This is a genomic window from Paraliomyxa miuraensis (genome assembly GCF_026337845.1).
GTDB lineage: Bacteria > Myxococcota_A > Polyangia > Nannocystales > Nannocystaceae > Paraliomyxa > Paraliomyxa miuraensis.
The window spans coordinates 134,345-160,405 of the sequence record NZ_JAOVZF010000157.1; the positions used below are offsets into that span (position 1 = coordinate 134,345).

Annotated in this window: 20 protein-coding genes; 7 read left to right on the forward strand and 13 right to left on the reverse strand. The window is 69.9% G+C overall.

Features of this window, described 5'->3' with window-relative positions:
- Nucleotides 1-115: 115 nt before the first annotated feature.
- Nucleotides 116-1,186 carry a serine/threonine-protein kinase gene (locus OEB96_RS27925; RefSeq protein WP_266219811.1) on the forward strand — a complete coding sequence of 357 codons (1,071 nt, stop codon included), beginning with the start codon at nt 116-118 and terminating at the stop codon, nt 1,184-1,186.
- Here OEB96_RS27925 and OEB96_RS27930 read toward each other — a convergent pair.
- Complete coding sequence (locus tag OEB96_RS27930; RefSeq protein ID WP_266219812.1) at nt 1,161-2,981, reverse strand: hypothetical protein; 1,821 nt, start codon at nt 2,979-2,981, stop codon at nt 1,161-1,163. The two genes, OEB96_RS27925 and OEB96_RS27930, sit on opposite strands and share 26 nt — an antisense overlap.
- Nucleotides 2,982-3,200: 219 nt before the next feature.
- Here OEB96_RS27930 and OEB96_RS27935 point away from each other — a divergent pair, with 219 nt between their 5' ends.
- On the forward strand, nt 3,201-4,727 hold the full coding sequence (locus OEB96_RS27935) for a hypothetical protein (RefSeq protein ID WP_266219813.1): 1,527 nt from the start codon (nt 3,201-3,203) through the stop codon (nt 4,725-4,727).
- The gene (locus OEB96_RS27940; RefSeq protein ID WP_266219814.1) at nt 4,724-6,031 is read left to right on the forward strand and encodes a cytochrome c3 family protein; all 1,308 of its coding nucleotides are present in this window, start codon (nt 4,724-4,726) and stop codon (nt 6,029-6,031) included. Before OEB96_RS27935 ends, OEB96_RS27940 begins: the two co-directional genes overlap by 4 nt.
- On the opposite strand, the gene OEB96_RS27945 is transcribed toward OEB96_RS27940, so the two are convergent.
- The 5 genes from OEB96_RS27945 to OEB96_RS27965 form a co-directional block, all read right to left on the reverse strand.
- Entirely contained in the window at nt 5,988-7,049 is a 1,062-nt protein-coding gene (locus OEB96_RS27945) for an Rpn family recombination-promoting nuclease/putative transposase (RefSeq protein WP_266219815.1), read from the reverse strand. The two genes, OEB96_RS27940 and OEB96_RS27945, sit on opposite strands and share 44 nt — an antisense overlap.
- A gap of 44 nt (nt 7,050-7,093) precedes the next feature.
- Entirely contained in the window at nt 7,094-7,489 is a 396-nt protein-coding gene (locus tag OEB96_RS27950; RefSeq protein WP_266219816.1) for a DUF3037 domain-containing protein, read from the reverse strand.
- Nucleotides 7,470-8,270 (reverse strand): HipA family kinase, encoded by an 801-nt coding sequence (locus OEB96_RS27955; protein ID WP_266219817.1) that lies wholly within the window; start codon nt 8,268-8,270, stop codon nt 7,470-7,472. Before OEB96_RS27955 ends, OEB96_RS27950 begins: the two co-directional genes overlap by 20 nt.
- 45 nt (nt 8,271-8,315) lie before the next feature.
- Nucleotides 8,316-8,681, reverse strand: coding sequence for a hypothetical protein (locus OEB96_RS27960; RefSeq protein ID WP_266219818.1), 366 nt, complete (start codon nt 8,679-8,681; stop codon nt 8,316-8,318).
- A 65-nt stretch (nt 8,682-8,746) separates the two neighbouring features.
- Nucleotides 8,747-9,802, reverse strand: a complete 1,056-nt coding sequence (locus OEB96_RS27965; protein ID WP_266219819.1) for a hypothetical protein — start codon at nt 9,800-9,802, stop codon at nt 8,747-8,749.
- 206 nt (nt 9,803-10,008) lie between these two features.
- Between OEB96_RS27965 and lepA the strand changes: the two genes are divergently transcribed.
- The 3 genes from lepA to OEB96_RS27980 all read left to right on the forward strand — a co-directional run bounded on the left by lepA (nt 10,009) and on the right by OEB96_RS27980 (nt 16,919).
- The gene (lepA, locus tag OEB96_RS27970) at nt 10,009-11,817 is read left to right on the forward strand and encodes a translation elongation factor 4 (RefSeq protein ID WP_407674690.1); all 1,809 of its coding nucleotides are present in this window, start codon (nt 10,009-10,011) and stop codon (nt 11,815-11,817) included.
- Nucleotides 11,814-14,288: a signal peptidase I gene (gene lepB, locus OEB96_RS27975; protein WP_266219821.1), complete on the forward strand. Its 2,475-nt coding sequence runs from the start codon at nt 11,814-11,816 to the stop codon at nt 14,286-14,288. Before lepA ends, lepB begins: the two co-directional genes overlap by 4 nt.
- 123 nt (nt 14,289-14,411) lie before the next feature.
- Nucleotides 14,412-16,919 (forward strand): hypothetical protein, encoded by a 2,508-nt coding sequence (locus OEB96_RS27980; RefSeq protein WP_266219822.1) that lies wholly within the window; start codon nt 14,412-14,414, stop codon nt 16,917-16,919.
- A gap of 157 nt (nt 16,920-17,076) precedes the next feature.
- Here OEB96_RS27980 and OEB96_RS27985 read toward each other — a convergent pair whose 3' ends face one another.
- The 5 genes from OEB96_RS27985 to OEB96_RS28005 form a co-directional block, all read right to left on the reverse strand.
- On the reverse strand, nt 17,077-18,660 hold the full coding sequence (locus OEB96_RS27985) for a tetratricopeptide repeat protein (RefSeq protein ID WP_266219823.1): 1,584 nt from the start codon (nt 18,658-18,660) through the stop codon (nt 17,077-17,079).
- On the reverse strand, nt 18,657-20,015 hold the full coding sequence (locus OEB96_RS27990; protein ID WP_266219824.1) for a hypothetical protein: 1,359 nt from the start codon (nt 20,013-20,015) through the stop codon (nt 18,657-18,659). Before OEB96_RS27990 ends, OEB96_RS27985 begins: the two co-directional genes overlap by 4 nt.
- Before the next feature lie 192 nt (nt 20,016-20,207).
- Nucleotides 20,208-20,423: an amphi-Trp domain-containing protein gene (locus tag OEB96_RS27995; RefSeq protein ID WP_266219825.1), complete on the reverse strand. Its 216-nt coding sequence runs from the start codon at nt 20,421-20,423 to the stop codon at nt 20,208-20,210.
- Nucleotides 20,424-20,519: 96 nt separating this feature from the next.
- Nucleotides 20,520-21,209 (reverse strand): DUF4331 family protein, encoded by a 690-nt coding sequence (locus OEB96_RS28000; RefSeq protein ID WP_266219826.1) that lies wholly within the window; start codon nt 21,207-21,209, stop codon nt 20,520-20,522.
- 29 nt (nt 21,210-21,238) lie between these two features.
- Nucleotides 21,239-21,850: a DUF4331 family protein gene (locus tag OEB96_RS28005; RefSeq protein ID WP_266219827.1), complete on the reverse strand. Its 612-nt coding sequence runs from the start codon at nt 21,848-21,850 to the stop codon at nt 21,239-21,241.
- 237 nt (nt 21,851-22,087) lie between these two features.
- Here OEB96_RS28005 and OEB96_RS28010 point away from each other — a divergent pair, with 237 nt between their 5' ends.
- Nucleotides 22,088-22,792 carry a hypothetical protein gene (locus OEB96_RS28010; protein ID WP_266219828.1) on the forward strand — a complete coding sequence of 235 codons (705 nt, stop codon included), beginning with the start codon at nt 22,088-22,090 and terminating at the stop codon, nt 22,790-22,792.
- A gap of 16 nt (nt 22,793-22,808) precedes the next feature.
- On the opposite strand, the gene OEB96_RS28015 is transcribed toward OEB96_RS28010, so the two are convergent.
- Nucleotides 22,809-24,329: a DUF1552 domain-containing protein gene (locus OEB96_RS28015; RefSeq protein ID WP_266219829.1), complete on the reverse strand. Its 1,521-nt coding sequence runs from the start codon at nt 24,327-24,329 to the stop codon at nt 22,809-22,811.
- 15 nt (nt 24,330-24,344) lie between these two features.
- Nucleotides 24,345-26,045: a DUF1588 domain-containing protein gene (locus OEB96_RS28020; RefSeq protein WP_266219830.1), complete on the reverse strand. Its 1,701-nt coding sequence runs from the start codon at nt 26,043-26,045 to the stop codon at nt 24,345-24,347.
- Between the last annotated feature and the right edge of the window lie 16 nt (nt 26,046-26,061).

Here is a 26,061-nt window from a genome sequence, read left to right on the forward strand (position 1 = left end):
CCTTGCACGAGTCATCGGGGTACCCCGGACCATGACCATGCAACCCAAGCCCGTGAGACCTGCCGCTCCACCGCTCGTTCCCTCGTGCCCCCTGATTTCGTCGAACTCAGAGCCGATGAGCACCGACCCCACGGGCTCCGGTACCGTCGCCCGCGTGGTCCCTCGACCCGAGGAGATCACGCGCCCCGTCGACGTGCCCGTGACTCGCGAACACGGCCTGTCGGGTCGGCTCCTGCCGGGTACGGAGCTGCGCCTCGAGGCACGCGTGGGCAAGGGCGCGTCGGGCGAGGTCTACCGGGCGACCAGCGGCCACGCAGGCCCTCCGCTGGCGGTCAAGGTGCTCTGCCATCGCAGCACGGGATCGGTGCGGCTGCGCTTCCATCGCGAGGTGGAGATCTTGCGCCAGATCGACTCGCCCTACGTGGTCAAGGTGGTGGCGGACGGCGTGCTCCCCGACGGCCGCCCCTGGTATGCGATGGAGTACATCGATGGCGAGTCGCTCGCTGCCAAGCTCGAGGCAACGGGTCGCTGCGAGCCCGCCGCCGTGATCGCGTGGATTCGCGGAGCCTGCCGGGGCCTGGCCGCGATCCACGATGCAGGCTGGGTTCATCGCGACGTCAAGCCCGCCAACATCATCGTGTTGGGGGAGGGGGCCGTCGACGACGTGCGCATCGTGGATCTGGGCATTGCCGAGCGGATCCACTCCGAGCCCGATCTCCTCAGCGGCACGCCCGAGTACATCGCTCCCGAGCAGGCCGAGTTTCGCCCGGTCGACGTGCGCTCGGACGTCTACGCGCTCGGGTGCTGCGCCTACGAGCTGCTGACCGGCCGTCGGTTGGTGGAGGGGCGCAGCGCAGTGGCCAAGATCAACGCGCACATCGAGGGGGTCCGCCCCTCCTGGCCGAACCACCCTCCGATCCATCCACGGCTGCGTCGCCTGGTCGAGCGCTGTCTGGCGCGACATCCCGAGGCACGCCCTCCCAACGTCTACGTGCTCGAGGAGGAGCTGCGGCGGCTCGTACCCGGACTGGCTCGGAAGGCCGAGCCTCGCCGCCCCTCGGCCCTCGCGCCGCGCCGCGGGGTGTGGAGGCACCTGGCCCGCGGTCTCGCGGCGCTCCTTGGTCCCCGGCGTCGTCGAGCCGAGGGGCCGGAGGTCCCGATCATGGCGCGGGCGCGTGCAGGGTGACGCTGAGCTCGAGGCCCTCCCGATGCTCGCGAAGGCGCAGCGCGTAGCCCTCGTCGCGGATGCACTCGATCACGGCATCGACCCCGGCCTTGGCCCGCCGCGGCGCGGGCCTGACCTCCGCGTGACGCAGGCGTCCCTCCTCGAACCGTAGCGCGAGCGTCACCGCTGACGGCGGCCGCTCGGCGCCGAGCTCGGGCAGGCACACCGCGAGATCCTCGGCGAGTGCCTCGAGGCGCTTCTGATCCCCGGCTCCCAGCGCGTAGGGCTGCTCGAGCTCCACCCGCGGATGCTCCCAGGCCATCGCCGAGCGTCGCTCCAGCCAGTCGTCGCCCCCCTGCTTGGGGGGAGGAGCAGAGCCGTCGGCCATCCACCCGACCGCTTCGAACGGGCGCTGCGGGCCGCCCTGCAGCGCCACGAGCAGCTCGAGCAGCTGCTGCAGCTGGACGTCCCCCCCGAGGCTCACCACCACGCCTCGCTCGCGAGGGAAGGCACGACCGAGCTGCTCCACCACCGCCCGCAGACCCCGGGCATCGGCGGGCACGCGGCTCAGCCAGCGCCCATCGACCGCGATGCTCGGGCCGCGTCCGTCGAGGTGCACGTGGACGCGAGCCTGCGCCCAGGCCCGATCGCCCGCGCGCTGCCCCGCGGCGTGGGTGACGTACAGGGGAAGGGCCATCACGACCTCGCCCCGATCGTCACGCGGACTGGCGGACACTCGTGGCTCGACGACCGCGAGCTCGACCCGCTCGGCATGGGCGCGGAAGATCGCCCGCAGCACCGTGCGCAAGAGCGGCGCGGGCAGCTGGGGCTCCGCAACCAGCAGCAGGGTGCCTCGTCCGTCCTGGGCCAGCGTGTTGCCCACGGCCTGTGCGAGCTCGGCCAGCTCGTCGTTGGTCTCGACGTCGAGGCCGAAGGCGCGCGCGTGCGAGCGACCAGCGTCCACCACCAGACGCCCTTCATGGGCCCAGACCACCGGCGCCAGGCTCTCGGCGCGTGCGGTGCCAGCCGGGAACGATCGCAGCGGCCAGTCGGGCGCACGGGGAGCGGGCAGCGATGCCCGGAGCGTGTCGTGCAGGGCGTGGTCGTCGCCCGCGCGTCGATCGACCACCGTGGCCCAGCGGGGCTCGCTCGAGAGCGCGCGCTGCTGCTCGTCCATCAAGGCCCACAGCTCGTCGGCGGTGGGCCATGGGGGGCGGGCGTGGGGCGCCGTGTCGGCCAGCAGCGCCTCCACGGAGTCGCGCTCGGCGTAGAGCGCCTGCACGGCGATCGACAGTCGATCGCCGGGCGGTACCTCCACCGCGGCCGCCAGGGTGCCCCGCACGTGGTCGTAGATCCTCCAGCGCGCGTTGTCGGCCAGGCGCGGGTGACCCTGCTCGATCACGGTGCGGTACACCAGGGTGCGGATCGAGAGGTCCTCCGCGACCGCGGGCGGCTGGAGGTCGGCCGAGAGCAGCATGATCAGATCGGCGCAGAAGCTCGCGACCGTGAGATCGGCCGATCGGTGGGCGGCCTCTTCGAGACCGAGCGCCTCCCGCAGCAAGCGCTCGGTCGCCTCGCGGGTCGCTCGTTCGCCCACCCCGGTCGCATGGCCCCCCAGCGCATCCCAGAGGGTCTCGCGAGCATCCTGATCCTGGCCAAAGCGCGCCGCGTCGAGCAGATCGAGCAGGCGATCGAGTCGCACGGCCCGGGCCTGGGGATCCCCTCGCGACAGCGACGCCAGCATGGCCACTTCGCGAGGGGCCGAGCCGAGGAGGGGATCATCGATCCACGGGGTGGGCAAGGCCGCGGGCGCCACGGTCGCGGCGGGATGAGCGCAAGCCGCGAGCAGCCCTCCCAGGAGTCCTGCCGCGGCTCTTCGTGCCGCCCACCGACCGAGCCTCGACCCCACGCCGGCGCCCCATCGCGTGAGGGACCGGTCCGAGGCCGCGGAGCAGGGGGCAAGGGGACGGGGTGGTGCGGCGCGCGTCATTTCGTCGGGAGGGTGCGTGGGGATCGCATAGCATACGCCTCGCCCATGCTGCGCGTGCCCAAAGCCCGGCCGCCGCGATTGCGTGCGACCGCGCCTTCCTGCACGTGGGGCGCGGTCGCGACCGCGCTGTGGCTTTGGACCGGCGGGGCGCAGGCGGCCGAGGTCCGCACCGTGGCGCGCACGATCGGCGAGGGCTACATGGTCCGGCTGCCCGGGGAGAGCGGAGCCCTGGTCAGCCGACGCCGCGTGGTCCAGTACGTCAACCTCGGCGTATTCGAGCTGCTGCCACCCAAGGAAGCGGACCAGTGGCGTCGCGACCCCGACGACGGCCAGCTGCGCCTGGTCTCGTCCATGCGGCTGCGTCACGACTTCGGCACCATGCAGACCGGCGCGACCGGATCGGCCCAGTCGCTGCTGCAGTCGATCGACGGCCGCCAGATCGATCTCCTGTTCGGCTACCTCGAGGGCGAGCGCCTCGGTGGCTGGGTCGACCTCCGCCTCGGCCGCCAATTCGAGATGTCGGGCCTGGACTTCTATGCGTTCGACGGTGGCTGGGTGAAGGTGCGAACTCCGGCCCACCTCGCGGTGGAGGCGTTTGGCGGCCTGCAGGTCGACGGCTCGGCCGTGTTCGGCTTTCCGACCTTCGAGCTCGATGGGACCTCGGGCACGGACGCCGATGCGATCTCGTCGCCGATGGTGGGCGCCGCGGTCTCGATGTCCGACGTGCGGTTCATGGATGCACGCGTCGCCTACCGCCGGACCTTCACCCCGGCATCGCTCGGCGTGGATCGGATCGACAGCGACGGCACGCTGGGACTCGCTCCCGGGATCGACCAGGAGGTGTGGAGCGGCACGGTGGCCCTGCACCTTCGCGACGGCAAGTTCTCGCCGTTTGCCTCGGCCCGCTACAACCTCGGCACCAGCCGCGTCGACGACCTGTCGGCGGGCGTCGACTGGGTGCTCACCGAGCTGCACCGCGTACGGGCCCAGTACCTGCGCACGATTCCCGCATTCGACCTCGACTCGATCTTCAACGTGTTCTCGGTGACCCCGTTCGAGGACGTGCGGCTGTCCTACGAGGTGCGCCCCGGCCCGCGCTGGCGACTCGACGCACGCTTTCAGGGCCGACTGTTTCGCGATGACCTCACCGCCGCCCTCGGGACCGAGCCCACCAAGGCCGTGCGCTTTGGGGGAGGGGGCGGGGCCGGAGCCGCCTACCAGCGGCGGCGCGTGGGCCTGCGGGCCGATGCATTCGGCCTGGGTGGTGAGGGCGGCACGCGAGTGGGCGCCAGTGTGGATGCGCGCACCCACGTGATCTACGACCGGCTGGGTCTCGATGGCCGTGGCTACGTGCTCTACTACTCATCATCGCCGTCGTCAGGGGCGACGGGCGAGCCCGACGCCCCCACCGGCTATAGCGTGGCCGTGCAGGGCGGTGCCAACCTCCGCCTGGGGCACGGCATCTACATCAACGTGGTGGCCGAGGAGATGTTCTCCCCGTTCCTGCGCGGGGCCTTCCGCGCGTTCGGGATCCTGAGCGTCGACTGGGCCCTGCGAGGAGGCCAGCGATGACCCGCAACCTCGTGCTCTGGGTGCTCGGCTTGGGCCTGCTGTTCGTGGCCGCGCTGTGCCGCGATCCGCTCGCCCAGGGGGCACCGACCCGTGGAGGCCCAAGTCGCACCGCGACGGTGGGCGACGGGGGCAAGGCTCGCGCCCGGGCCGAGGTCCCCACCACTGCCGCCGTGATGGTGGGACCCGTACGCCGCGGCTCGCCCGTGTACCCCGAGCAGGAGATCCCGCTGCGCTTCAACCATGGCCAGCACCTCGCGCTCGGGATCGACTGCAGTCGTTGCCACACCGACGTGGCGACCAGCACGAGATCCCGCGACCTCAACTTCCCGCGCGGGGAGAGCTGCGACGAGTGCCATGGCCCCCAGCACCCGCGCCCGCGTGGCGAGCCGGCCCGCTGCGCCCTTTGCCACACCGAGGTCGATGCCGACAACCGGGTGACGGCGGGTCTGCGAGCGCCGCGTCCCCAGCTCGTGTTCAACCACCAGATGCACGCCCAGTTCAAGGGCCAGCGCGGCAGTGACTGCGAGGACTGCCACGGCGACATGAGCAAGGTGCGGCTGGCCACCACGCTGCAGCTTCCGCGCGAGGCCGACTGCCTCACGTGCCACGACGGGTTCCAGGCCACCGAGCGCTGCGGCGCCTGCCACCCCACCGAGGCCTCGGGCCGCCTGGCAACGCGCGCCCAGGACGACCGGGTGCTTCCAGCGCTCATCCCGACCGGCCGCAGCGGCTGGGGGGCGGCGCACGATCTGAATTTCGTGGAGGACCACGCCGGCATCAGCAAGGCCAACCCCACCCTGTGCCAGTCGTGCCACGACGAGAGCTTCTGCCTCGACTGCCACGCGGGCGCGCTGCGTCCGCTGCGGATCCATGCGGGCGACTACGTGACCGCGCACGCGCTCGATGCCCGGGCGCGTACCCAGGATTGCCAGTCGTGCCACCGCACGCAGACCTTCTGCCTGGGCTGCCACGAGCGCATGGGCTTTGGCGAGCGCGAGGAGGGGGCCTTTGGCGTCGGCGGGGGCTTGCGCTTCCACCCCGATGGCTGGTCGGGTCCCCCCGGGATGCCCCAGGGGCATGCGCATGCGGCCCAGCGCAACATCGGAGCCTGCGTCAGCTGCCACACCGAGGACAGCTGTCTGGCGTGCCACGCCACGACCGGAGTCGCCGCGGCGGGGCTCGACGTCAGCCCGCACGGGCCGGGATTCGGGCGCTCACCACGGTGCCGGGCGCTCGCCAGCCGGGCGCGGCGGGCCTGCCTCAAGTGTCACGCCCCGGTGGATCCCCACCTCGAGTGTGGGTGACGACTTTCGGGGCGCCTCGGACATGCAGCGGACCGAGGACTTCTTCGAGCGAACCCGCCGTCAAGACCCGCTTGGCCCACGCCTCGACCTGCTCCGGTGATGCCGCCTCCACGCGGGCGTGATTCGCCTCGGACAGCGGTCCGAATCGCGTGTCCAACAATACGAGCAGGAGCTCGGCCCGACCTTCAGCCCGACCTTCAGCCCGACCGTCGGCCCGACCGTCCGCGAGGGCTTGCTCGCGGCCGGCAACGCGCTCGATCTCGTACAGCCTGATCTCCTGCTCCCGCCATCGAGCGAGGCGACAGGTCTCGGGGTCTTGGGAGAGATCTTCGAGGGTCTGCTTTGCAAGGGCCATGATGGGATCTTCCGCAGCGAGGCAGTCCAGCTCGGCGTCGTCGTCGAACCTGGTGAAGAACCGAGCCCAGCGCTCGACCACGGCATCATAGCCGGTAGCATCCGAGGTCGGCAGTGCGCTGAGCTGCAACACGTGGATCGAGAGCTGGTCGCAGAGCAGGATGTGCGAGTGGCGCTCCCTCATCTCGAACACCGCGTGTAGGGGTAGCCCGGAAAACAGTGGTTCGACGAGCCAGGCAACGACCACGGTTGGGGTGAGTCGATCGTATCCATCGCCGCGCGAGAGCTGGTCCACGTAGTCCCGAGCGCCGTAGTACAGCAGGCGAGACGGCAACGCGACGGTGTTCGTACGCTGCATCTCGACGTCGGTGCGGGTTCCGTCGTCGAAGACCACGCGTACGTCGAAGACCACGCGCCGGTCCCGAACATCCTGCCCGGGGATGTCGGCGTCGATCACGGTGATGGACCGGATCGGTCGGGCGAGGACGCCCTGGAGCATGTGGCGAAGCAACTCGGGCTCGCGCGTGAGCATGCGCTTGAAGACCACATCGAGGGTGGGATCCAAGAGATCATTGGGTCCATCTCGTTCGAACTGGTGTCGTGGCACGAACGGGACGCCGGGGTCCGGCTGCGGGGGTCCAGTCACGGGGAACACATCGGCCACGAGCGGCTAGCGTTGCAGGAAAAATGCTCGATCGATCCGTTCCGTCATCGTGCATGCTGGGGCGCCACCAGCGCGTCGAACAGCGCCGCCAGGGTTCGGGCCGGGTCCGCGCATCGCCCGGCGTGCACGCTCGAGGCCTGCAGCATGGTGCTGCGCGGACTGACGAGCCAGTGGAAGCGCTCGCTGCGGGGAAGCGCCGCGATCGGACCGGCGCCCCGCCGCCCGCGGCACACCGCCTCGATCGCCCGTAGCTGCCGCTCGATCGCCTCCACGTCGGCCGAGGGATCGAGGGCCCGCAGCCGCTCGCGATCGAGCCCGGTGGCACAATCGAGGAACCCCAGGGTGGGGCACGACAGCACGACGCCCACGTTGATCCGCTCCCCCCGCTCGACGCGGGGGACGGCGCGAAGCACCGCGTAGTCATAGGCGTGCTCGGGCATCGATCGCCTCCTGCAAGAACCCCTCGGCCTGGTCACGGCGCGCGCGCAGGAACGAAGCATAGGCCGTCCGCCGTGGCTCGACCTGCGCCGGATCGTCGTGGATCCACGCCGCGGGCACGTCGGCCACGGCGGCTTCGATGCGCGCATCGGTGAGCCCTTGCCGCAGCCAGTCGCCCGCCCGGGACAGCGCATCGGCCCACGGCAGCAGCACGTGGTCCTTGGTCAGGGGAAACCGCCGATCGACCCCCACGAGCCCTCCGTCCCAGTCGTGATGCCAGTAGAGCGCAGCCCCGTGATCGATGAGCCAAAGCTCGCCCTGTCGGCACAGCAGATTGGGGTTGCGTGCGGTACGATCGACGTTGGTCACGAAGGCATCGAACACCACCAGCCGCGAGGCCAGCTCGCTGTCCAACGAGGGCGGCGGAGCGGCCGGATCGAACATCAACGCCCCCGACAGGAACGCGAGGCCCACGTTCAGGCCCACGCTGGCCACGAGCAGCTCCTGGATCTCCTGGTCGCGCTCGGTCCGCGCGATCGCGTCGGGCAGGGTCACCAGCGCGACCTCGGGCGCGGGCAGCTCGAGCGCCCGCGCCAGCTGCCCCACGATGATCTCGGCCACCAACGCCCGCGGCCCTTGGCCCGCGCCCCGCAGCTTGACCACGTGCAGCGTGCCATCCGACAGCTCCATCACCGCGGGCACCGAGCCTCCCTCGCGAAGCGGGGTCACGTAGCGGATCGCATCGAGGTGGCGCAGGGGAGGGGGGCGCTCATCGGTCGTCACGCCGTTCCTTCTAGTCGCACTCGGCCCGTTGGCCAAGGCCGCGGCTCAGGTCAGCGACGAGTACACGGTGAACAGCTCGACCTCGGTCACCGCCAGCAGGCGGTAGGATCGATCGGGGCTGATCGTCACGGGAGCCGCGGGCAGCAGCTCCACGCGGTCGACCTCGTTGCCGTCGTTGACCTCGAGGACCCCACGACCGCCGGTCAGCATCACCACCATGTCACGCCGACCGTGGGTCGAGACGACGACGTTCTCGCCTTCCTTGACCCGTAGCACCGTGGACGTATAGCTCTCGCCACGGGCCCACACGAACGCTCCACCGAAGGTCTTGGGGGAGAACGGCGGGCCAAAGTCCGAGTCGGCGTCATCGCTGTCGTCGGTGTCGTCGATCTCGTCGGGCTCCTCGGCCATGGCTGGGAGCGTATCGAACTCGGCCATGGCTGGCGACGGGCCCCGGCTCGTGGGCTCACGAGGGACTAGCCGGGCTTGACGGGCGTGGGCTTGACCGGTGCGGGAGCGCCCGAGGCTGGCTTGGCGGGCTCGGGCTTGGCAGGCTCGGGCTCGGGCTCGGCCGTGGCCGGCTTCGAGGGCGCGGACGGGGGCGCGACCGTCCTGCCCTTGCTCTTGCCGGCATCGCTGGGCTTGGTCTTGGCACCGTCGTCGACCTTGCCCTTGCCCTTCTTGCCCTTGCCCTTCTTGCTGCCCTTGCCCTCGTCCTCGCTGGCCGCGGCCTCCTCGTCGCCCGCGGCCTCCTCCGACGCGTCTTCGTCCTCGCCCCTGGCCGGCTCGTCCACGTAGCCCTCGGCCTTGGGCGCGGCCTCTTGCTCGTCCTTGATGCGGAGCTGCTCGGCCTGTCGAGCGCGCCGGGCTGCGTCGTGATCCCACTGATCGACCTTGCCGTCGCCGCTGACGTCGTAGCCGATCCGATCGATGCGGCCCGCGAGATAGTAGGCGAACATGTCGGGGCGACCATCGCCATCGCGATCGGTCTCGATGCGGGTCAGCCGGCCCTTGTCGTAGCGCCGCCACGCGTCCACGAACCCGTCGCGATTGAGATCGAGCTCGTCGAGCACGAGGGCACCACCCTCGTAGTAGCTGCCCAGGTCGATGCGCCCGTCGTAGTCCTGGTCGAACTGCTCGCGAACGATCTCGCCCTTGTCGTCGTAGTGGAAGTAGGCGTCGAGGCGGCCGTCGAAGTTGAGATCGGCCTGCTTGCACCGCAGCGGACCGTCGGCCGAGCGATCGTACAGCGAGACGACGTCGGCTCGGCCGTCGTGGTTGGTGTCGAGCTGCTTGGGGTGGGCACCTCGGGTGTCACAGCGGGTGCTGTCGACCGACAGATCCCGCAGGTTGGGATTGCGCGCCCGCGCGTCCAACGCGGGCTCGTCCTCGGGGGGCTGGGGCTCGTCGTCCTTGTTCTGCGGACCGGCGCAGGCAGCGGCCCCCAGCAGGAAGGCGCCCAACCACAGCCCCAGGGATGCGGCCTGCCCCCGCGTCGTGCGTCGGTAGGCGCTCGAGGGGCTGGCGATCACGACCCGAGCCCGCCCCTCACGCGGGCCACGGCGCCCTCGTCGGCCTGCTGGGAAGGGCTCATGACCGGACGCACGTGCTGGCACGGCCATACTCTAGAAGGGCGAGGGACCCAGGGCAAGCCGGGAGGGCCGGGCTGTGGTATCCCCCCCCGCCCGAGCTTTCCGTCATGAACGCGACCGCACCCACCGGCAAGCCCGAAATCCTCGTGGCGCCGCCGCAGGCTCGCATCCGCAGCTTCTGCATCATCGCGCACATCGATCATGGCAAGAGCACGCTGGCCGATCGGCTCATGGAGCACACGGGGCTGCTCGGCGAGCGCGACAAGCAGGCGCAGTACCTCGATCGCATGGATCTCGAGCGCGAGCGAGGCATCACCATCAAGGCCCAGACCGTGCGCATGACCTACCGCGCGGCCGACGGGGAGTCGTACGAGCTGAACCTCATCGACACCCCCGGACACGTGGACTTCGGCTACGAGGTCTCGCGCAGCCTCAAGGCCTGCGAGGGGGCGCTGCTCGTGGTCGACGCCGCGCAGGGGGTCGAGGCCCAGACCCTCGCCAACGTCTATCTCGCGCTCGACGCCGACCTCGAGATCATCCCCGTCATCAACAAGATCGATCTGCCCAGCGCCGACCCCGACACGGTCAAGGAGCAGATCGAGGAGATGGTCGGTCTCGATGCCACCGACGCCGTCGAGGTGAGCGCGAAGACCGGCCTGGGCATCGGCGCGCTGCTCGAGGCCATCGTGCAGCGGATTCCGCCCCCCAAGGGCGATCGCGAGGTCCCGCTGCGCGCGCTGGTCATCGACAGCTGGTGGGATTCCTACCGCGGGGTCATCTCGGTGATCCGCGTGTTCCAGGGTCGCGTCCGCCCCGACGATCGGATCCAGCTCCTGGCCACCGCCGGGCGCTACGAGGTGCAGTCGGTGGGGGTGTTCGCGCCCGAGGGCACCGATCTGCCCGAGCTGTGCGCGGGCGAGGTGGGCTACCTCAACGCCAGCATCAAGGAGCTGGCCGACGCCAAGATCGGCGACACGGTGGCCCTCGCCAGCGACGAGGGGGCGACCCCGCTGCCGGGCTTCCAGGAGGTCCAGCCGATGGTGTTCGCCGGGGTGTTCCCCACCGACAACGCCGACTACCCCGCGCTGCGCGACGCGCTGGCCAAGCTCAAGGTCAACGACGCCTCGTTCTCCTACGAGCCCGAGACCTCCGAGGCGCTGGGCTTCGGCTACCGCCTGGGGTTCCTGGGCCTGCTCCACATGGAGATCGTGCAGGAGCGGCTCGAGCGCGAGTACGACCTCGACCTCATCACCACCGCGCCCAGCGTCAAGTACCAGGTGGGGCTCAAGACCGGTGAGTCCATCGTGGTCGAGAACCCGGCCAAATTTCCCGATCTGGGCGACTACGAGTGGATCGAGGAGCCGGTGATCCTGGCCCGGATCCAGCTGCCGCAGGAGCACCTGGGGGCGATCATCAAGCTCTGCGAGGAGCGGCGGGGGATCCAGCGCGACCTCAGCTACCTCACCGAGACCCGCGTGCAGCTCTCCTACGAGCTGCCGCTGGCCGAGGTGGTGTTCGGGTTCTATGACGCGCTCAAGAGCCGCTCGCGTGGCTACGCCAGCCTCGACTACGAGGCGGCCGGGCACCGCCGCTCCGATCTGGTGCGGCTGGATCTGCTGGTCAACGGCGAGGTGGTCGATGCCCTTTCGCTCATCACCCACCGCGACACGTCGTTCCACCGCGGTCGCGACCTGTGCGTGAAGATGAAGGAGCTGATCCCGCGGCAGCAGTTCGAGGTGGCGGTGCAGGCGGCCATCGGCACGCGGGTGATCGCGCGCACCACCGTCAAGGCCGTGCGCAAGAACGTGACGGCGAAGTGCTATGGTGGCGACATCAGCCGCAAGCGCAAGCTGCTCGAGAAACAGAAGCGGGGCAAGCGGCGTCTCAAGGCCATCGGCAACGTCGAGATCCCTCAGGCCGCCTTTCACGCGGTCTTGAGCCTGGAGGGTGGGTGAGCGAGCGCAGCGAAGGGCAGCCGGAACCGGAGGCGGGCACGGCGAAGTCCGAGGGTGCGGCCGGCTCCAAGGGCGTGGCCGAGCCCGAGGGGGCAGCGGCCAAGGGCACCCCCAAGGCGCCTGCGTTCGGCGACGCCAAGCCCAAGGCCGGCGCCCAGGCCAAGCCCGAGCCGGTCGCCGATCCCCGGCAGGTGCGCGCGGCCGTCCGCATCCTCCGCAAGGAGGCCACGCGCATCCTCAAGCGCCACGGAGCCCGCATCGCCCGCGAGCCCGCCGAGCAGATGCGCCAGTGCATCGCGGCCATCGACCAGCTGCGCGAGAAGGAGGACTGGCGAGGCCTGCACACGCAAGCCGATCTCCTCGACCAGCTGCTCGACACGCACGCGGGCTTTGCCCGCAAGAGCGCGCTGCGGGAGACGCTCGAGAACATCGCGATCGCGGTGCTCATCGCCCTGGGCCTGCGCTCGTGCCTCTACGAGCCGTTCAAGATCCCCAGCGGCAGCATGATGCCCACGCTGCGGACCGGCGATCACATCTTCGTCAACAAGTTCGTCTACGGGATCCAGATCCCGTTCACCACCACGGTGGTGGGCGAGAGCCTGGGCCAGATCGAGCGCGGCGACGTGATCGTGTTCCGTTATCCCGTCGACGAGACCCAGGACTTCATCAAGCGCGTGGTGGGGCTGCCCGGCGACGAGATCATGGTCGAGGGACGGCGCGTGTCGATCAAGCGCGCAGGGGAGGGCGAGTTCTCGGAGCTGCCGCGGCGTCGGCTCGAGCAGCGCTGCTTCGACCCCGAGAGCGACAAGCCCATCGCCAACTGCACGCTCTACGAGGAGACCATGGGCGACCGCACCTACGTGGTGCGCTACAAGCTCAGCGTCGAGGAACACAAGGATCCCACCGGGACGGCGCAGGTCTGGAAGGTGCCGCAAGCGCACCTGTTCGTGATGGGCGACAACCGCAACGACTCGCTCGACAGTCGGCGCTGGATGGTGCCCGCCACCGCGGTCAAGGCCGATGGGCTCTTGTCCACCAAGGACCTGCGAGACCTGACCGACGAGCGCTTGTTCTCGATGGCGCGGCCGGACTACTTCGACGAGCAGGCCGAGTTCTCCCACGACCACGTGATCTTCAGGGCCAGCCACCGCGCGCTGGCCCACGACCTGGCGCTCGAGGTGTGGCGCGAGCCCACGCTCTCGGCCCCGGCGGTGCGCGCGAGCAAGGTGGCCATGCTGGCGTCCGCGGGCGTTCAGGTCCACGACCGCGGCTGGGATGCGCTGGTCGGGCCGGGGCAGGGCGCCGAGCTCGATGCCCTTCGCCGCCACGGCGAGGACGTGGCCGCATTGCACGTGGGCGAGGATCCCGATGCCTTCCACGCCGTGGTGGAGCTGCGCGAGCCGGCCACGCTGCTGGCGCTCTCGTGCGGCAAGGCGGTATGCGCCGACGAGGCTGCGCTGGCACGCCGGCTCGGCGAGGTGCTCGACCGCCTGGGGGACAATCGCGGCCGCGAGGCGCGGGAGCTGCTGGCGCGGCCCGACGGACCCACCAACTACAGCTCTCAGTTCAAGTCGCGGCACAACCCCCGCGATCACTACTTCGAGCGACGCTTCGCCTCGGCGGAGGTCGAGGGCGCGCGCGGGCAGGTGCGGCTACGCGTGTTTCGGCGGCCCGACGACGGCACCGAGCTGGTGCGCGATGCCGCGTTGCGCATGCTTGGCGTCGAGCCGGGGAAGGGGACCGAGGAGGGGGGGCCTCCCGAGCCCGAGCTCGACGACCAGGGCATTGCCGCATGGACCCTCGATCGCGGTGATTCCTGGGCCCTGGTGGCCGCCGACACCACGCGCGAGATGGTGGTGGTGCTCGAGTGCGGCAAGGGCGTGTGCGTGAAGGAGTCGCGGGGCAAGGAGCTGCTGCAGCTCGTGCGCGGGCGGCTGCCGCGGGCGGCCGGTGACCGCCGGCGGATGACGGCGCTGCTCGGCGTGGCCGATCTCGATGGCTTGCCCGAGATCCCCGCCGGGCGCGGCGAGCTGGCCGAGTACGATCGCGTGCAGCTCGAAGCCTCGGTCAAGGGCGACGACCACAGCGTCGAGCTCGAGGCGTGGTTGCAGCCGCAGGAGGGCGTGGTCGGCAAGATCGAGGCGCTGCGCCAGGAGATCCCGGGGCTGGAGGCCGACGACGCTGCGCTGCCGGGAGCCTGGTCGACTACCGACGAGTCGTCGATCACGTTCGTGGTGCCGGTGTCCGAGTCGCAGACGGTGCTGCGGCTGCGGTGCTTTCGGGGGCTGTGCCCCGCACGGCAGACCGCGCTGGCGCTGGTCCAGCGCGCGGCCGAAAAGGCGATCGATCCGGACAACTTCGTGGATCCCGAGGCCGAGCGACCGCTGCCGTTCGTGCCGCGCGGCAACGTCAAGGGCCGGGCCGAGCGGATCTGGCTGCCGCTGTCGCGGTTTTGGCTGCCGGTGCGGTAGAAACGTGCCCGGGCGCGGTTGGCCCCGAGACCCGCTGGGGCACGGAACGACCAACAACCGGGCAACGTGAAACCGGGGCGTCCGTCGGATCGTTGAGCTTCGCCCTCGTCGCCTCGCCCTCCCATGCCCGCCGAGATCATCACCGGCCTGCTCCTCGGCTTGCTCGCGGCTGCCCCCGCGGGGCGGGGAAGGGCGGCCGCGCAGCCCTGGGAAGGGGATGTGGAGCCGGGGGGGGCCGGGGTCGCGCTGATGCCCGGTGAGGTCGAGCTGACCGGGGAGCAGTGGAGGGCGCTGCAGCCCGAGCCCGAGCGGGAGCCCGAGGTGATGCTGCTGCGCCGCGAGGTGTGGCTGCGGGCCGTCGAGGGCGGGGTGGAGGTGAGGGCGCGGTGGACGCTGCGGAGCGAACGGCCGGAGTGGTTCGGCCATGGAATCGTGGGCTCCGGGGCGCACCTGCGGCGGGCCACCTGGAACGGGCGCGAGGCCACCGTGTGGGCGGCGACCATGGGCGGTCCCATGGTCGTCGAGCGGGTCGACGGGAACGGCACGCTGGAGGCCGAGGCGTTCGTGCCCGGGGATCCGCGCGCCGGGCTGACCGTGAGCCTGTTGGGCGCGCCGCAGGGCATGGTGCACCTCGAGGGCTTTTCGGACGATGTGATCCTCATCGGGGACGAGCTGCCCGTGGTGGCGCACGGAGGGGGTCTGTCGACTGGATCGGCCGGGCTCGAGCTGCGGGCCAAGGTGCCGGAGCCCCGGGATCGCGGGCCCTTGGTGGTCGCGAGCGTGGGGCTGGGGCTGACGGTCGGCGATGCCGAGGTGACCGGACGGGCGCGGGTGCGGTGGGAGATCCGGCAGGGATCTCGAGAGTCACTGTCACTATCGGTCGCGGGCGTGGGAGAGGACCTGACGGTCGAGGGTGCTCAGGTGGCCTCGTGGCGGCGCGAGGGGGGGCAGGTGCTCGTGGAGCTCGGGGCGGAGACCACGGGGTTGGTCGACCTCGATCTGCGCTGGACCGTGGCGGCGCCCGCAGGCGCCGAGGCCACGGTGGCCATGCCGTCGATCGTGCCGCAACACGTGTTTCGCAGCCCCTGCGCGATGCAGGTGGCTCGCGATGGCGAGGTCGACGTGCGGCCGGAGCTGTCACGAGGGTGGAGGGCGGTGCCGAGCGCCCTGGTCCCCGCGTGGGCCGAGGGCCTGGTCGAGGGCACGCCCACGGCCGCGTTCGTGCGCTCGCGGGTGGTCGAAGGCGGGGGCGACTCGCTGTCGCTCTTGCGGCTCGAGCCCGTGCCCGGGCCCCCGGTGGTGGTCGACGTGGCGGACCTGAGGGTGGCGGTCACCGAGGAGGGGCGGATGCTCATGCGGGTGCGTTACGAGCTGCGCAACGAGCGGGCCTCGCACCTGTTGCTGACGCCGCCGCCGGGGATGGAGCTGCTCGGGGTCGAGGTGGCCGGGCGCCGGGTCCGGCCCGGGCGGGCCGAGGGCGGCGGGCTGTGGATCCCGCTCAAGCGCTCGCTCGAGACGATCGAGGGCCTGGTGACGGTGCCGGTCACGGTGGCACTGATCGGGCGGGGCGAGGCCGCGTGGGCGCGACGGGAGCGGCGCGAGCTGCCGCTGCCGGTCGTGGACGCGCCGGTCAACGTCCAGCGGATCACGCTGCACCTGCCGCCGCGGTATCGCAATCGCGTGCAGGCGGGTGACGGTGCCGTGGTGGACGGCTTCGATCGCGGCGAGGAGGTCGGCTACGGGCTGTGGGATCCGCAGCAGGTGGCGCGGGCGGATCGGGTGTTCAGCGAGGCGGTCGAGGCGTGGAACGCCAACGAGTTCGAGCGCGCGCAGGCACTGCTGGACCAGCTCGGCATGCTCGGGGCGGGTGGTGCAGCCAACGTGCGGGGCCTGCAGGCCAACGTGGAGCTGGTGCGACCGCGGGAGCCCGAGGAGCCCGAGCCAGCTCCCGAGAGCGCCACCGTCTATCACTTCGAGGACGACGACATCGACGGCCAGACGTACTTCGAGGACGAGCTGGCGGACTACGACCGGGCCTCGATATCCGCGGCGCCCGCCAAGAAGGCGCAGAGTTCGGCGCTGGAGCGACGGATCCGGGCGCGGGCCCGGGCGCGGTCGAGCGACAAGAAGGCTTCGTTCGAGGGCCGCAAGCAGAAGGCCAAGAAGCTCAAGGCCGAGGGCAACTACGAGGCAGCGGCCGCCGAGTATCGAGAGGCGCTCGAGGAGAGCAAGGAGCTGCGCCGGCTCGAGGACGAAGAGAGCGTCGAGTACGACTTCGAGGCCGAGGCGCTCGAGGACGAGCTGGCCGACATCGAGGCACGGACGTCGAACGACGCGCCCGAGCCGTCGGAGGCCGTCGAGGACGTGGTCGACGAGGCTGGTGAGAAGGACTTGGTCTCGGCGATGGTCGGCGGGGTCTGGGCGGCGGTGCTCGGGGACGAGGACGGTGGGGAGCCCGACGACGGGGCCGTGGCGGCGGTCAGCACGGGGCCGGTCGCCGCACCCTGGGGGATCGGGGTGCTCGTGGTGGTGCCCGAGGTCGGTGAGGCGGTGCTGTATCAGCACCTGCTGCTCGAGGCGGGGGAGCAGCGCTCGATCCGGGTGGACGCCCGCCGGGGTTGGCGGCGCTGACCGGGTGCACGGCGGGGCGGGCTGGGGCGTTACGGGGCGGAGAATGGCTCCGCGGGCCACCCAGGGTCGAGAAACGACCCATACGTTTTACTTTACATAATATTGATTATCGGAAAAACAGATAGGCAATCCTTACGGCGCTGATAGCGCCTACCTGTCACGTGCCCAGGGGTTGATCGCCCAGGAGTTGATCGAGCAGCGAGACGAGATCCTCGGGGACCGAGAGCTTGGCCGCGCGGGCGACTTGGCGGAGATCCCTTGCGAGGTTGATGGCCAATGTGCCCAATGGGTGGGAAGGATGGGCTGCTAGTGGCAGGATGAGCCGAAGACCCTCGGCAATGGCGTCCAACGCATCCGCTGGTCGTTCCGCCGTGGCATGCACGGATCCGAGCGCGCCCATCGTCATGGCGAGGTTGGGTAGGAACACCTCGGGCCGCTGCTCGGCCAGCCCTCGAACGGTGTCCACCGCTTCCTGTGCGGCCTGCAGCGCCTCCTCTGGTCTCCCAAGGTCGCTCAAACGAAGCCCGAGGTTGTTGAGCGCGATGGCGAGGTCGGGCAGGAACGCGTCGGGCCGCTGCTCGGCCAGCCCTCGATATGCCTCCAGCGCCTCTTGCGTGACCCGCAGCGCCTCCTCTCGTTTCCCCAGCTTGCTCAAGCGAATCCCGAGGTTGTCGAGCGCGCGGGCGACTTCGTGGAGGAACAGGGCCTTCGGCCACCGCTCGTTGAGCTTGCGATACGCGTCGACCGCCTCTTGCGTGGCACGCAGAGCATCTTCATGCCGTCCGAGGTTGCTCAGGCGAGCGCCGAGCACGTCGAGGGATCTGGCGAAGTCCGGGAGGAATTCGTCGGGCCTTCCTTCGACCAACTCCCGGTATGCATCCAGCGCCTCCTGTGCAGCACGCAGTGCCTCCTGATGCTCGTCGAGCTCGGCCAGGGCGTGTCCGCGAAGGCCACGAGTGCGCGCAAGGTCGGGTAGGTACTCGTCGGGGTGTTCCTCGGCTAGCGCTCGGTAGAATTCCACGAGTCCGGACAGTGCATCGAGCGCATCTCGATGACGACCAGCGGAGGCCAGGCGCATCGCCAACTTCTCCTCGATCTTGGCTCGAGTGATCGGATCCTGTTCGACCACCGCGTCCGACACGAGGCGCATGTCGGTGTCGAGAAGCTCGCGATCGACGAAGGGAGCTGTAGAACGCCCATCCGCTCTGATGATGGTTTCACGGAGCGCATCGCTACCTCGCTGGACACGCTCACTGGGTGGAAGCTCGAACACGAACTGGCGTACCGACCAAAGATCCGGACCTGCATCTCGGATCGCACCCTTTAGGCTCGGCTCGGCAACGAGCACGAGCCCTCCGAGGCCATCCCGCAGGAGTTCCCTCCGCTCATTGGCCCGAAGCACCAGGCTCGTCCATGCATCGCACCATGTCGCATTCTCGGGGCCGCTCGAGCCGGGACCTCGCACCGACTCGACCCACACGCAATCCGCTCTTGGTGCCCCGAGGACATCGGACAACACCGCCTCGAGCGCCTGCGGCGTCTGTGGCCGTAGCACCCGCTGCTTTCTCCCCTGCCCCCGCAGCTTTGCCCCTACCCGCTCCTGCAGGATGTGCGCCTGCGGTGGCGAGATCGTGAACACGTACGCCAGCCAAAACCCCTTGTGCCACTCCAAGTGCCGCTCGAGACGTGTTGCCGCTCGCTCGGTCTCCAGCGACGGCAAGAACGTCGGCTCCTGGCTCATGAGTCGGCCTTCTTGCCCTGCTCCCGCTTGACGACGCGATCGACGGCCTCGCGAATGAGCGGGTGCAGGTCGTACCACTCGCTCCCGTTGCGGTAGCAAAGCAGCAAGTGTGTGTCGAAGTACCGTGACAGCTCGGGGAGTTCACCGTGCTCGGGGAGCTCGGCCTCGTGGGACCGCGCCACCTTTCGCAGCCATCGCGCGTCCGCAATGGAGATCGGCAGGTAGTCGTTGCGAAGCTCCGATAGCTCGAGTTCGATCGCTTCCCGGTCGATCGGCATCGAGCCTCGATCCGCGGCGCTCATCAGCATGTTCTGCAGCGCCCGAAACAGATCGCGCAGATACCCGCCCGTCTGCAGCAGCACGTGGTCAAAGTCCTCTTGGCCCGCGAACAGCTGCTGCCAGTCCCCTCGCTTGGTCACGATCGTCCGCAGCACGTCCAGCCCAGCCTCGAAGCGCTTGCCGTCCTGCTGGCGAACCTTCACGCACGGCAGCAAGAAGCTGCTGTCGAACAGCTTGCTGACCCCAGGCGAGCGAATCTTGAGCCAGGGAGGCACCGTGTACACTGCGTGCATCCCCTGAAACTTGAGCTTGTCCGAGTGCCCGACGAACAGGGTCTCGACCGAGGAAAACACCTCGGCGTCGTTGACCGAGCTGCCGCGGATCTGCTCGATAGAGTCGAACAGGACCACGAGGTTCCTGTGATCGCCGTGCTTGCGCCGTACGGCCTTGACGCACTCGGCCATGAACATGCGCACGTCATCAGCCAGCCCGCCGAGGTGCCCCTTCATGTGCTCCTGCAAGATCTGCTTGAACGTCGGGTCCTGCCGGAGCCCGATCTTGAGGCTCTCCGAGGCGTCCTCGATCTGGGCGGCGAGCTGCAGGTTGCCCAGGTTCACCTGCGTCCGCTTCATGAAGTCGACGGCCCGCACCCAGTATCCACGCTCCGCAACATCCTCCCCGAGCAGTTCCTCATCCTCGGCCAGCGCATCGCTCAGCGCGCCCGCGATCGAGATCAGGAAGTCGCTGATGTCGATCGGCGTGGAGAGGTTGAGGTAGTTCTTCATGTCACAGAGCACGACCTTGAAGCCCTGCTGCTCCAGCAGCAGGCGCAGCCGCCGAAGCTCCGTGCTCTTGCCCGTCCCGCGAAATCCGCTGAACAGCTGGGCCGACTCGAGCGGCGTCCATCGCATCCCGCGGGCGAGCCGCTGGACCGGATCGGCGTTCGACGAGGCCGGGCCGGAGTAGATCGGCACATACCAGGGGTTCTGCGGCTCCAGCGGCCGGTCAGCGAGGTTCTGGTAGAACGTCCGCAGGAAATCCTCGTCGGCCGGCTCCACGAACGAGGAACCTAGCATGCCCAGCGGAGGCCTCACAGGCTGGCCTGGGGTGCCCATGCTCCCCTGCCCCTCGTCCTGCGGCTCCTCCTCGAGTCGGCTCCCGCGTGCTCTCGTTCGCCGCGGCCGCCCCTCGCGTTGGCTCGTGCTCCAGCGTGGCCCCCGCAACCAAAACCAAGGGGAGGGGATCGAGCTCGGCTCCGACGCCCTCGCCTACTGGCTGCGCCATCGCAGCTGCAGCTCGAGCTCCTCCTGCCCGTCCGCCGCCTCGTGCTCGATGGATAGCTCTGCCGACGCGGGCACGGTGAAGCGCTTGCCCACCACCTGAATCCGGAATGGCTCTCCGGCCTCGAGCGCATCGGCGAGCCGGCGCAGGGTGGTGACGAAGGACTCGGTCGTACAGTCGCGCTCGACGTCGCGGGAACTCATGGACACCACGATACCGCACCGTGCGCCCACTGGGCCCACGGTGCGCGTGCGAGGGGCACGGCGGACGAAGCCCCGTCGTACCCCTGCCCTCGCCTTCTACTGGTGCGGCGGAGCGAAGAACGGGAACTCGTCGCTGAACGCCACGTCGTTCTCGGTGGGGTTGACCCCCACCAGGGACAGCGGATCCTGACCGGGCTCGGTCAGGTCGAGCAGCACCACCGCGAGCGTCACGTCGATCACCGGATCGGTCGGCAAGCGCCCGTTGGGGAAGCCCGCGGTCCCGCTCAGGTCGATCTTGATGGTGTCGGGCACCACCAGCGGCGCGGCCTGGTTGACGCAGTCCATCGGCATGCAGGGCACGAGGCCCGCGCCCATCAGGTCGTCGTCGAGCGCGTCGTGCAGCCCGGTGACGTTGGCCACGATCTCGTCCACGAAGTCGCCGTTGGCGTCATCCTCCGGCGACGCGGCGTTGTAGTTGTCCTTGCTCGAGATCACCGCGGTGTTGATCGCGGGCATGCCCATGCGATCGACCCGCGTGTAGTCGTCGGGCGGTGCATCCTCGAACATGAAGCCGGGGCCCTCGCCGGTCGAGTCGGTCGACTCCTCGGTCATCGTGGTGGGCTCCATGGTGGTCCCCCCGGTGCTGTCCGGATCGGGGCCCGTGGAGGTCGTGCCGGTGGTCGTGGTGGTGGCCGTCGTCTCCATCATCATGGAGTCGTCGCCAGGGCAGCCAGCGGTGAGCAAGAGCCCGGTCAGGCTCACGAAGGTGATGATCGTGCGGTTCATGGCGTGCATGTCCTTTCTCGAGCCCTCGATCACAGGCGACCGGTGGTTGCCCACAGCTGGAGGTCGTTGGAGCCGGCCGCGACGCCGTCGATACTCATCTCGACGACGATCATGGTGACGTTGGTGGCCGCGAACGTGTCGTTGCTCGGGTCGAACGACAGGGTCGCGGTGCTCAGCGTGGCCTGGAAGCCGTCGAGGTCGAAGAAGAATGGATCGTCCCGAACCCCCGCGAATACGCGCAGGCCGAGGCCGGCATCGAGCACCTCGCCCACCGGCCCGATCACGTCCGCCGTGGCGCCAGGGAGTCCCTCGACCTTCACGCCCCAGTTGCCCTCGGCATCCTGCCCGAACCGCGCCCAGACGGTCTGGTCGGCCACGTTGTCGCCGTCGTTGTCCACGTGGATCCCATAGAGGACCTGGTCGTCGTAGGTGCCCGTGCTGCCCGGGACGTCGAGCCCCGCAAAGGCCATCGCCGCGACCACCCGATCACCCTCGTGCCATGCGAAGAAATCGGTGATGTCTGCGGCCGCGTCCCCCCCGGTCCCCGGTGCGTCGATGTGATCGGCGGCCTGGGCCTGCGGTCGTGCCAGCATCAGCCCCGTGGTGGCGAGGGCCACCGTGGCCATCGCTGCTTTGGTCATGGTCATCGTCATCGTGCGTTCCCGCGCAAGGGCCAACCCCGCGAACGCCGCGAAAGCGGGAGCCGGGTCGGCGTGGTGCCCCGGTACGGAGGAGCAAACCATTCGGATCGACCCGCTCTCCTTTTTGCCTCCCGGCGATCGATCCACGGTGGGCCAAACCGCGTAGCATGGGGTGATCGCCGCGACCGAGCCGGCCGGCGACGACCCAACGTTTGGATTTTCTGCGGAGGCACGACGATGAAGAGCATGCGAGGCGCGATCTCGATCCTGTGGGCGGTGGCGTGGCTAGGGGTCCCCGGCTGCGAGGGCGGCGGCGACGAGGACACGGGGGCGAGCGGCTCCACCGGAATGGAGATGGATGGCAGCACGGGATCGAGCAACGGCTCGGAAGGCTCGACGACCACCAACGATCCGACCACCACGGGCGTGGACAGCAGCAGCGGCGGGCCCCCCATCGAGCTCTCCTGCGAGTCCTACTGCGAGATCTACTCGACGGCGTGCCCGGACTTCAGCGAGTACGCCAACGACCAGCACTGCCTCGATCACTGCGGGCAGTGGCCCGAGGGCGCGCCCGAGGACGTGGACGGCGACAGCCTGGGCTGCCGGACCTACCACGCCACCGTGGCCGGCAGCACGGATCCCGACTTCCACTGCCCGCACGCGGGCCCCAGCGGCGCGGCGGTGTGTGTGGCCGAGGACGCGCCCACCTGCGATCTCTACTGCACGCGCTACTTCGGCAACTGCACCGACGACCTGAACCTCTGGGTCGACATGGACGAGTGCCTGACCGAGTGCGCCACGTGGTACCCGGGCACGACGACCGACGACAGCGGCAACACCATCGGCTGCCGCGCCTACTACGCCAACCTCGCGGCGGGCGATCCCGACACGCACTGCCCCAACGCCGGCCCCGGGGGCGGCGAGGCCTGCGTGTTCCCGTAGCGTCGATCGGACCCGCTCACCCGAACAGCTCGGGGATGTTGCCGCTGACCTCCCCGAGCGTTTCGCCGTCGTAGCCCACCGCCTGCATCGCGCTGATCAGGTTCTGCACCGGATGCGCGCCGGCGGTGTCGATGTGCTTGCCGGGCACCAGCCCTCCGGCTCGGCCGGCGGTGAGCTGCACCATCTCCTCCACCGAGTGGGTGGCGTAGGGCGTGACCCCGTCGTTGAGCTGCAAGCCGTGCCCGGCCTCGGGCATGAACACGACCACGCTGTTGTCGAGCGCGGTGCCGGCCCCCTCGGGGGTCTCCTTGAGCTTGCGAACGAGCTGGCCCCAGATGTCCACGTGCCAGCCGAGGATCGTGCTCACCACGATCTGCCCGCGGTTGTCCGCGTCGCCGTTGTGCCCCACCTCGTGCTGATCGGCGCGGATCGGCAGGCCGAGGTCGTTGGACAGCTGCCACACGTTCATGTGCGACTGGAACGTGGTCACCTGCAGCGTGGCCACCCGCGACAGGTCGCAGATGAAGGCCATGTGGATGAGGTCGACCAGCACCCGCGCCCGCAGATCCTCGTCGCTGTAGCCGGTGTTGGTGCCGATGTCGCCCGAGCCCATGCCCGCGTTGTCGCCTCCGATGTCCGGATCGGCCCCCGGATCGGGGGGTAGCGCGCACGCGGGGATCGAGCCGGGATCGATGGCCGCGACCCTCATCTCGAGCTCCCGCAGCTCGTCGAAGTGCTGCTCGAGGCGGATCCGGTCGGCCGCGCCCACCTTGCCCACCAGCGCATCGCGCTTGGCGAGGATGAGGTCGAGCACGCTGCGTCGCGCTCGCAGCTCGAAGTCGAGGCGCGCCACCTCGTCGCCATCGTCGGGGGTGAAGCTGCCGAACAGGGTGGTGAACGCGTTCTGCGGGCTCACCTGCGCCTCCACCGGCTGCTGCGCTCCGGTGTACGAGATGTACTGGCGCCCCGCGTAGCTGCTGCCCGACAGGTACCACGAGGGCTGGGCGCGGAACACCAGCGAGTCGTACAGCAGGCCCGGGTTCATCTGCGCGATCACCTGATCGGAGGTGATCCCATTGGCGGTGAAGTTGGGCGCGGTCGAGCGCGTGCCGGAGATCAGCGGACTGCACCCCCCGCCGTGGAAGTCGCGGTAGGCCCCGCCCGCGGGCACGGCCCCGGGATCGGAGTCGGCGGCATTCCACGGGATCCGCATGTTCGAGACGATGCTGAAGTCGTCGCGCAGATCGGCCACGGTCTGGAGCGGCGTGGTGATCGTGTAGCCCGAGCCCACCTCGGCCGGGGCGATGAAGTGCCCGTCCTCGGTGAAGCTCATGCCCGCCACGCGGTTCTCGTTCTTGGCGTAGTTGTCGGCGCCGAGGGCCTGGCCTGCGAACACGATCGCGAAGCGCTGCGGCAGCGCACCACCGCCGGCATGGGCCAGGCCATGGTCGTCGAGCATGCACTCGAGCACGGGCAGCCCAATGGCCACCCCACCGGCGCCGCGAAGGAAGGTCCTGCGATGAAGTCGAAATGCCATGATTGCCGCCCTCCCTCAGGTCCCCGGCTCCCGCCGAAAGCCGAACCGCTCGCTCCCCGCGAGGTCGATCATCATCTGTCGGAAGTCGAGGCCCCGTGCCTCGAAGTCCTCGTGCAGCCGGTCGATGGCCGTGGCCTCGTCGAGCTCGAGCGTGCGTCCGGTGGCGTAGGTGAGGTACTGCTGCGCCACGCAGCGCTCGACCCGGCCCGACTCGAGCAGCCGCTCGGACAGCTCCCTGGGCCCGCTGAACGTGCCCACGCCCGGCAGCTCGCCCTGCCCGGTGATCGTGCACTCGGGCTTGCCCTCGTCGGTGGCCCGGAACACGCCCGCGATGTCGTAGTTCTCGAGGCCCATGCCGATCGGATCCATCAAGGAGTGGCACCCCGCGCAGCTCTCGACCTCCTGGTGAGCGAGGTAGCGCTGCTCCTTGCAAGCGGTGGGGTCGTCGGGGTTGCCCGGCGGATTGTCGCTGTCGACCTCGGGGGGCGGTCGCGGAATCGGAGAGCACTGCAGGCGCTCCTGGATCAGGATCCCGCGCTGGGTGGGGCTGGTGTCGGTGAACTTGCTGAACGAGGCCAGCACGCTGCCGTGCGACAGGATGCCCGCGCGATCGGACGGATAGGTCACCCAGCCCTCGCCACCCGCCGGGCGGTCGAAGCCATAGTGATCGGCGAGGTAGTCGTCGACGTAGGTCTCCCCGGCCGAGAACAGCTCGCGATAGCTCGTTCGATCGTCGAAGATCACGCGGTCGATGAGCGCGGTGGTCTCCCGGTTGAAGGCCTCGACCAGCGTGGCCTCGTGGGGGATCCCGCGGTAGCCGAGCCACATCGCGTGCCAGCGGTAGAGCTGACGCCGGGCGCGGGGATCGGCGAGCAGGCGCTCGATGCTGGCGGCGCGATCGGCCGGCTCCTGCAGGAGCCCCGCCTCGGCGTCGGCCAGCAGCTCGTCGTCGGGCGTGCTGCCCCACAGCAGGTACGAGACCTTGGTGGCCAGCTCGAGGTCGGTGAGCTTGGAGACGCCCGGCTCGGTGGTGGGGCTGCCGACCTCGAGGCGATAGAGGAATTCGGGGTCTTGGATGATCGCCGAGATCACCAGCGCGACCGCGGTGTAGAAGTCGTTGTCGATGGCGGGGTCGACCTCGGTGGCGAAGCTCTGGAGCGTGGCGTAGGCGTCGATCTCCTCGCTCTGCAGGGGTCGACGCAGGGCCAGGCGACCGAAGTGCTCGATGAACTGGCGAAAGCAGGCCTCGTCGCCAGGGCCGGTGGGCGTGCAGCCGACCACGCGATCACGCTCGGCCGGGGTGGCGATGAGGCGGTTGGCCACGTCGATCGACAGCACCTCCATCGACTCCACGTAGGTGCGCGAGACCAGCTGGAGCCGATAGTCGTTGTCGAACGGAGTGTGCTCGTCCTCGGAGAGGAACTGCCTGGCTGGCCGGGTCAGGTCGCCCAGCAGGTCCTCGAGGGTGTTGTCGAGCTCGGCCTGGGTCATGCGGCGCGACTGAGTCTCGAGCACGAGATCCACGTCGTCGGGCGGCAGCTCGGGCTCGCCGTCGGTGTCGGTGCCGCTGCCCGATCCGGCGGAGTCGGTGCCATCGCCCGCACCATCATCGACGGTGCCGCGGTAGCACGCGCCGGCCAGGAGCCCCAGGCAGAGGGACAGGCTGGCGATCGGGAACGATCGCCGCACAACCAGTTCGAGCCGTGGACCGAGCATCGAGGACATCCTCCAA